Raw genomic sequence first — 7,846 nt, 5'->3', positions numbered from 1 at the left:
ATCACCGTTTTGATTTTATGGGATTTACCGGGAAAGTACCTGGATTAAAAACACCCAATCTAGACCGAATAGCTACTGAAGGTGCGCATTTTCAGAATGCTTTTGTGAGTACGGCCCTTTGCTCACCAAGCAGGGCATCTATCTTAACCGGTCAGTATGCACATACTCATACCGTGGTTGACAATCAGGCAGCTGCACCTAAATCACTAATCTTTTTTCCACAATATCTTCAAAAGGCGGGCTATCAAACCTCTTTTTTCGGTAAATGGCATATGGGAGGTGGAAATAGTGATCCGCGCCCGGGATTTAACCGCTGGGTGAGTTTTAATGGGCAGGGAGAATATTATAATCCCAAAATTAATATCGATGGTAAGATGGTTGCTTTTACGGATAGCGCATACATTACAGATATTTTAACTGACATGACCATCGATTGGCTCAAGCAGCGCGATAAGAAAAAGCCATTCTTTGTTTATCTATCCCACAAGGCTGTGCATGCTGAATTCAGACCTGCAAAACGTGATAATGGCATTTATAAGAATATTCAGATTCAATATCCTGTGTCCATGTTCTCAACAGCAAGAGTTGATAGTAAAAAGTTTACACGTGGAAAGCAAGCCGACTCTAGCGCTTATAAAATAAATTATAAAGATATTCCGCGATGGGTGAGGGCACAGCGTGATAGCTGGCATGGAGTAGATTTTATGTATCATGGGCAAACTGATTTTGACAGCTTTTACGTTGATTATCTTGAAACATTAATGGGTATTGATAATAGCGTAGGCAGGGTTTTGGAATACCTTAAAGAAAATGACCTCGATAAAGAAACACTGATTATCTATATGGGTGATAATGGATTTTCATTTGGCGAACACGGCTTGATTGATAAGAGGCATGCCTATGAAGAGTCAATGAGGGTTCCATTAATTGCTCGCTCTCCAGCTTTGATCAAGGCCGGAACCAAAGTGAAGGAAATGGTTTTAAATATAGATATTGCGCCAAGTATTCTCGAAATGGCAGGGGTTAAAAAGCCTGTTCAAATGGAGGGTAATTCATTTCTCAACTTGATGAAAGGGATGCCCGAAGCTAACTGGAGGAAGGAAGTATTTTATGAATATTATTGGGAAAATCCATTCCCTCAAACCCCAACTCAGTATGCTGTGCGTACAAACCAATATAAGTTTATTCGAAGTCATGGGGTTTGGGATATAGATCAGCTCTATGACCTAAAAAAAGACCCATATGAAATGAATAACCTGATTAGAGATCCTGAATTACAAGATCTAGCAAAAAATCTCAATAAAAAATTGTGGGATTGGCTGGATCAAACAAAGGGCTTATACATTCCCCTTAAACCGATCACCGATAAAAAAGGTGATCATCTATTTAGAAATACCTGGTAAAATTTTATTGCAATATTTTTTAACAAACTAGTATAACTACAATTCATGCTTCATCGATTTAAATTTCTTTTTCTTGCTGGTATTGGCATCACTCAACTCTTGCCCTTGGTTTGTAAAGCTCAAAGCAAGCCCAATATTGTTATTATTTATACAGACGATTTGGGTGTTGGCGATATCAGTGCCAATGGTGCAACAAAGGTAAAGACACCAAATATTGATCGCATAGCCAATCAAGGCTTACGATTTACGAATGCCTATGCTACCGCAGCAACCTGCACTCCATCGCGATTTTCATTGCTTACCGGTAAATATGCCTGGCGCAAATCGGGAACCAATATTGCCCCGGGTGATGCGGCGCTGATTATTCCAACAAACGAAGAAAACATGCCTTTAATGCTTCAAAAAGCAGGCTATCAAACAGCAGTTGTTGGCAAATGGCATTTAGGTTTAGGCCCTGCCGGTGGCCCGGCCTGGAACTCTGATATTAAGCCGGGTCCGCTTGAGGTTGGCTTTAACTATTCGTTTATCATGCCTGCAACGGGCGATCGTGTACCTTGTGTGTACATGGAAAATTACAGAATCGTAGATCTTGATCCAGCTGATCCAATTACCGTATCCTATAAAGAAAAGATTGGTAATGAGCCCACAGGTAAAGAAAATCCTGAATTATTGAAATTGAACTATTCGCATGGCCACGATGCAACCATTATTAATGGTGTTAGCCGTATTGGATGGATGACCGGTGGAAAAAGAGCACGCTGGATCGATGAAGATATGGCAGATGTATTTACCGGTAGAGCGGTTAATTTCATTGAAAAAAATGCAAAAAATCCATTCTTTCTTTATTTCGCTACACAGGATATTCATGTTCCCAGAGTTCCGCATTCACGTTTTGTTGGTAAAAGTGGGATGGGTGCTCGTGGCGATGCAATTTTACAACTAGATTGGACCGTAGGAGAGGTATTAAAAACCCTTGACAGATTGAAAATTACTAATAATACCCTGATCATTTTTACCAGCGACAATGGTGCAGTGGTTGATGATGGTTATGAAGATAGAGCTGTTGAATTATTGAACGGACATACTCCATCAGGAATATTAAGAGGTGGAAAATACAGTGCTTTTGACGGGGGTACAAAGATCCCGATGCTGGTTAGCTGGCCTGCAAAAATTAAGTCGGGCACCGTTTCTAATGCCCTATTTAGTCAGATTGATATCTATGCATCTCTGGCGGCATTGACAGGAAGAAAGATCAATGCTCAGGATAGCCGTAACAGTCTGAGTACTTTACTTGGTGGCAAAATAAACCGCGAATTTGTTATTCAGCAGGCGGTAAACAGTACGCTTGGAATTATTCAAGGCAACTGGAAATATATTTCGCCTGGTCCTGGACCAGCCATTAACCCTCAGGTTAATATTGAATTAGGGAATAATATGAAACCGCAGCTATATAATTTGAAAAACGATGGCTCCGAAACAAAAAACCTAGCTGAACAGAATCCTGAAGTATTGAAAAAATTAATGGCCAAACTGGAGTCGGTAAAGAACTATTGATCTGAATTTGAACACTAAAAACAAGTTACTATGACAAAGAAATTTGGCTTAGTTAAATGGAGTATACGAGAATTTGAAGAATGGCTAAATTCAATTCAGCTCGCCCGTACTGTTTTGGTTATTCAGCAGCATCATACATTTAGCCCCTGTTATGATGATTTTAATGGTTCTAACCATTTTGAGCTACAGCAAGGCATGAAAAACTACCATATCAGTCACAATGGATGGTCTGATATCGGTCAGCATTTTTCTACTTTTCCGGATGGCTCTATTTTGAGTGGTAGGCCTTTGGAGCAGGCGCCAGTCTGTATCAAAGGGCAAAATACCACTAGTATTTGTTTGGAGCATCTGGGTAATTTTGATTCTGGCAAAGATGACATGTTGGCCGAGCAACGTGAAACTATAATCCAAATGACTGCTATTTTATGCCGGCGTTTCAATATACCTGTGAATACGCAAAGCATTGTTTATCATCACTGGTTCAACCTGAGCACAGGGCAAAGGAATGATGGCAGCAGCAATAATAAATCCTGCCCTGGGACTAATTTTTTTGGTGGGAATAAGGTTATTGATTGTTCTACTTATTTTTTACCTCTCATTTTACAGGCCAGTTCTTCACCGATTATTTTTTAATTTTCCGGGCTGACGATTATTTGCACCTGCTCTTTGTTGAAGGTCATCACCTAAATCTTCTCTTGCTAGTTCGGCAAGTGCTTTTAGTTCTTTTACAATTTCCGGAAAATAGGCCTGCACATCATAGCGCTCACCCGGATCTCTGCGAAGGTCGTAAAGTGCTTCATTCATCATTACATTTTCGGGAGATGCTCCGGGAAATCCATCAACACCCGGTGCCTGATCCAGGTACGATCTAGAAGGGTGCTGAAAAACTAGTTTCCAGTTATCACGACGAATAGCTTCAAGCGAGTTTTTGCGATAATAATATAAAAAATTCTTCCTTGGGCTAGCTTGAAGGTTGCCTTTTAATATCTCTCCAAGGTCAATCCCATCAATTTTTTTGTCAGAAAGCGGCGCTCCAGCTAGCTTGGCAATGGTTGGTAAAAGATCAATGGTTGATGCTAACTGGTTGGATACTAAGCCGCCGGGAATTTTACCACTCCACCTAATAATACATGGAACTCGTTGTCCCCCTTCAAATGAAGTGCCTTTTCCTTCTCTTAAACCTGCAGTATTTCCTGCATGGTTTCCAAAATTCAGCCAAGGACCATTATCACTGCTGAAAATTACCATCGTGTTTTTTTCGAGACCTTCTTTTTTTAATGCATCCATAATCCTTCCAACATTATGGTCAACCTCCTGAATCATATCTCCATACAATCCCTGTTTGCTTTTTCCTCTGAAAGCTGCACTTGCATTGATCGGAACATGCGGCATGGGGTGTGGAATATAAGCGAAGAATGATTTCTTTTTGTTGCGACGAATAAAACTGATGGCTTCATCTGTGAGCCTGCTTGTCAGTAAAGCCTGGTCTTGGAGCGTGCTGATGGTATCAAGAGGCGCAGAATTCCGGATTAATGGAAGAGGGGGGAAGCGATATTTACTAGTCCCAGTTTGTGCCGGAGTACCATCGTAATTCACTGGCCACATATCATTAGAATAAGGAATGCCCAGGTATTCATCAAATCCTTGATTGAGCGGCAAAAACTCTGGGGCGTCGCCAAGATGCCATTTTCCGAATATTCCGGTAGCATAATTATTCTGCTTTAGCAGATCGGCAATGGTCATTTCTTCTGGAGCTAAACCAATGGGTGAAGCTGGGAAAAGTGCACCTGAGATGCCCAGGCGGTTTGGATAGCATCCTGTAAGAATTGCAGCACGAGAAGCACTGCAAACAGCTTGCGCCGACAGGAAATTCGTAAAACGAATACCTTCTGAAGCTAATCGGTCAATATTAGGGGTGTTTATATCGAGTGCACCATAGCAAGATAGATCGCCATAACCCATGTCGTCCATAAAGATCAGAATGATATTTGGGCCTGCAGGTACTGCAGTTTTTTTGGGTGTGCTAGATTGATTCAGTGTGAATACTATCAGGGCCATTAACAGGATTTTTATTTTTCTGATCATGATTAGGTTAATAAGGCATGCGCAATACGCGCGCGCTAGCAGTGAAATCTCTTCTTTAAAGATTGTGATTTAAATTAAAAAATTACTATCCGTTCCGCTACATTTTTCACAAGATGAAATTTATTGCATATATTCCATTATTATTTATTTCTAAAAATCAAATTGTCTTTTTAAATTGTAGTCATAAAGGCATTCAAAATAGAAATAAAATTAGTTTGCCTCAGTCGCGTTTCTTAAAATTTGAATTTTTAGAAAATAGTACCTGCATAAAATGTTTCTGCGGTTGATTGGCAGATCCGAAAATTGAATTCATCAAGTAAAATATATTGAGATTTTTTAAATTTCAATGAACCATATATTGTTTATTTAAGAATAGTTTCATTTTAACGCTGTATAATTTTTGAAACCAACAGATACCTCAAATCCGGAATACTTCCACAAAGTTGTGGATTGTCAGTATGCTTGCCCCGCACATACACCGGTACCTGAATACATTAGGCTGATCGCTGCAGGAAAATATACGGAAGCTTACATGGTTAATTGGGAATCCAATGTGTTTCCTGGAGTACTTGGTCGCACCTGTGATCGTCCCTGCGAACCGGCATGCCGGCGTGGAAGAATCGAGGAAGAGCCTGTCGCTATTTGTCGCCTAAAACGTGTAGCTGCTGATAATAAGGATGATGTTAAGGCCTATATGCCTTCAATTCCTTCTCAAATGAATGGAAAGCGGGTAGCTTTGATTGGTGCCGGACCAGCATCCTTAACGGTTGCACGTGATCTTGCTCCCCTTGGTTATGAAATTCATTTGTATGATGAGCATGAGGCTGGCGGCGGAATGATGCGCAGCCAAATCCCCTCGTTCCGTTTACCTACTGAAGTATTGAATGAAGAAGTGGGCTATATCCTGGATATGGGCATTCATACCCATTTCAAAACCTATGTTTCTAGCTTAAATGAAATTCTTGAGAAGGGATACGATGCAGTTTTTGTTGGAACCGGTGCACCTCGCGGTCGTAACCTTGATCTTCCGGGACGAGAAGAGGCCGGCAAAAATGTACATATCGGAATTGAATGGCTTGCCAGCGTTGCTTTTGAACATACCCATAAGATTGGTAAAAAGGTGATTGTTCTTGGAGGTGGTAATACCGCCATGGACTGCTGTCGTACTTCACGTCGTTTAGGTGGTGAACAGGTAAAAGTAGTAGTTAGGAGTCCTTTTTCTGAGATGAAAGCTTCTCCATGGGAAATTGAAGATGCCATGCATGAAGATATTCCTATTTTGGAGAATCACGTGCCCAAATCATTCGTGGTGGAGGATGGCAGCCTTAAAGGTATGTTTTTTGAAAAGGTGATGGTTGAATACGATGATAGCGGAAAGCGTAAGCTCGTTCCTGCTGGTGAACCTGATGTATTTATTGAAGCAGATGATGTGCTGGTAGCTATCGGGCAGCAAAATAGTTTCCCATGGATAGAAAAAGAAACGGGTGTAAACTTTGATGAATGGGGAATGCCTTTTGTTGATCGTGCCACACATCAATCATCTAACCAAAAGGTTTTCTTTGGCGGAGATTCTGCCTTTGGCCCCAAAAATGTGATTACTGCAGTTGCCCATGGGCATCAGGCGGCCATTTCTATCGATCTATATTGCCAGGGCACTGCCCTCACAGAACGCCCTGCACCATTCACCAATTTGGTGAGCAAGAAAATGGGTATCCATGAATGGAGCTACGATAATGATGTAGTGAATGACCAGCGTTTTATAGTACCACTTGCCGAGAAAAAAGCGGCTCTTTCTGATCGTAAACTCGAAGTGGAACTAGGCTTTGACATTGCAACAGCAGTCAAAGAAGCCCATCGCTGCTTAAACTGCGATGTTCAAACCGTTTTTGAAAAGGATAAATGTATTGAATGTGATGCCTGCGTGGATATTTGTCCAACTTCCTGTATCACTTTTACCCTCAATGGAGAAGAAGAAGATCTAAGATCCCGCTTAAAAGCTCCGGCATTTAATATCACACAGGATTTATACGTATCTGATACCCTTCCTACTAAAAGAGTAATGGTGAAGGATGAAGACGTTTGCCTGCATTGCGGCCTTTGTGCTGAGCGTTGCCCTACATCTGCATGGGATATGCAGCAATATTTGTATAAAGTTACCAAAGCCTGCCACTAAATGCCTAATTCTAAAGTCAACAATTTTGTCATACGTTTTGCAAACGTAAATGGTACGGGTTCTGCAAGTGCAAACTATCTGTTTGCTAAAGCTATTTTTAGGATGGGTATTCCCGTAACTCCTAAGAATATTTTCCCTTCCAATATTCAGGGCTTACCTACTTGGTATGATGTTCGAGTTAGCGAAAAAGGCTATTTGGGCCGTCGTGAAGGGGTAGATATCATGGTTTGTGTAAACCCCCAGAGCATGCCAGATGATGTTCGCTCGGTACGGAGTGGAGGATACTTCATCTATGACAGTACCAAGGCTCTGCATCCAGAATTGATCCGAAACGATGTAACCTATATCGGGATGCCATTGATGGAAATGTGCCTTCGTGAATTTACTGATCCACGACAGCGTCAGTTATTCAAAAACATTATTTATGTGGGTGCTTTAGCGGCATTGCTTGATATTGAATTTGAGGTATTGGAGCAATTGCTGGCAGAGCAGTTCGAGGGTAAAGAAAAACTCATCTCATTAAACATTAAAGCGCTTAAACTCGGCGTTCAGTACATACATGATAATTTTTCTTTTCCCCTTGAAATTAGGCTCGAAAGGCGCGACCTAGTTGGAAATAAGATATTGGTAG

The 7,846-nt window shown here is 41.1% G+C and carries 6 protein-coding genes; 5 read left to right on the top strand and 1 reads right to left on the bottom strand.

Features of this window, described 5'->3' with window-relative positions; genetic code table 11:
- The 3 genes from ACIQZ6_RS10775 to ACIQZ6_RS10765 form a co-directional block, all read left to right on the top strand.
- Positions 1–1,403: sulfatase (locus tag ACIQZ6_RS10775; RefSeq protein ID WP_395810958.1), on the top strand; the 1,403-nt coding region annotated here is incomplete at its 5' end.
- Between the two features lie 45 nt (positions 1,404–1,448).
- Positions 1,449–2,957 carry an arylsulfatase gene (locus tag ACIQZ6_RS10770; protein WP_395810956.1) on the top strand — a complete coding sequence of 503 codons (1,509 nt, stop codon included), beginning with the start codon at positions 1,449–1,451 and terminating at the stop codon, positions 2,955–2,957.
- A gap of 30 nt (positions 2,958–2,987) precedes the next feature.
- Complete coding sequence (locus ACIQZ6_RS10765) at positions 2,988–3,590, top strand: peptidoglycan recognition family protein (RefSeq protein ID WP_395810954.1); 603 nt, start codon at positions 2,988–2,990, stop codon at positions 3,588–3,590.
- Here ACIQZ6_RS10765 and ACIQZ6_RS10760 read toward each other — a convergent pair.
- Complete coding sequence (locus ACIQZ6_RS10760; protein ID WP_395810952.1) at positions 3,573–5,042, bottom strand: sulfatase; 1,470 nt, start codon at positions 5,040–5,042, stop codon at positions 3,573–3,575. The two genes, ACIQZ6_RS10765 and ACIQZ6_RS10760, sit on opposite strands and share 18 nt — an antisense overlap.
- 400 nt (positions 5,043–5,442) lie before the next feature.
- Here ACIQZ6_RS10760 and ACIQZ6_RS10755 point away from each other — a divergent pair, with 400 nt between their 5' ends.
- Positions 5,443–7,215 (top strand): FAD-dependent oxidoreductase, encoded by a 1,773-nt coding sequence (locus ACIQZ6_RS10755; protein WP_395810950.1) that lies wholly within the window; start codon positions 5,443–5,445, stop codon positions 7,213–7,215.
- Positions 7,216–7,846, top strand: a 631-nt coding sequence (locus ACIQZ6_RS10750; RefSeq protein WP_395810948.1) for a 2-oxoacid:acceptor oxidoreductase family protein, incomplete at its 3' end; no start/stop codon positions are given.

Source organism: Daejeonella sp. (assembly GCF_044348475.1).
Lineage (GTDB): Bacteria > Bacteroidota > Bacteroidia > Sphingobacteriales > Sphingobacteriaceae > Daejeonella.
The sequence above is the reverse complement of the archived record's forward strand: the minus strand, read 5'-3'. Positions and strand labels throughout refer to the sequence as shown.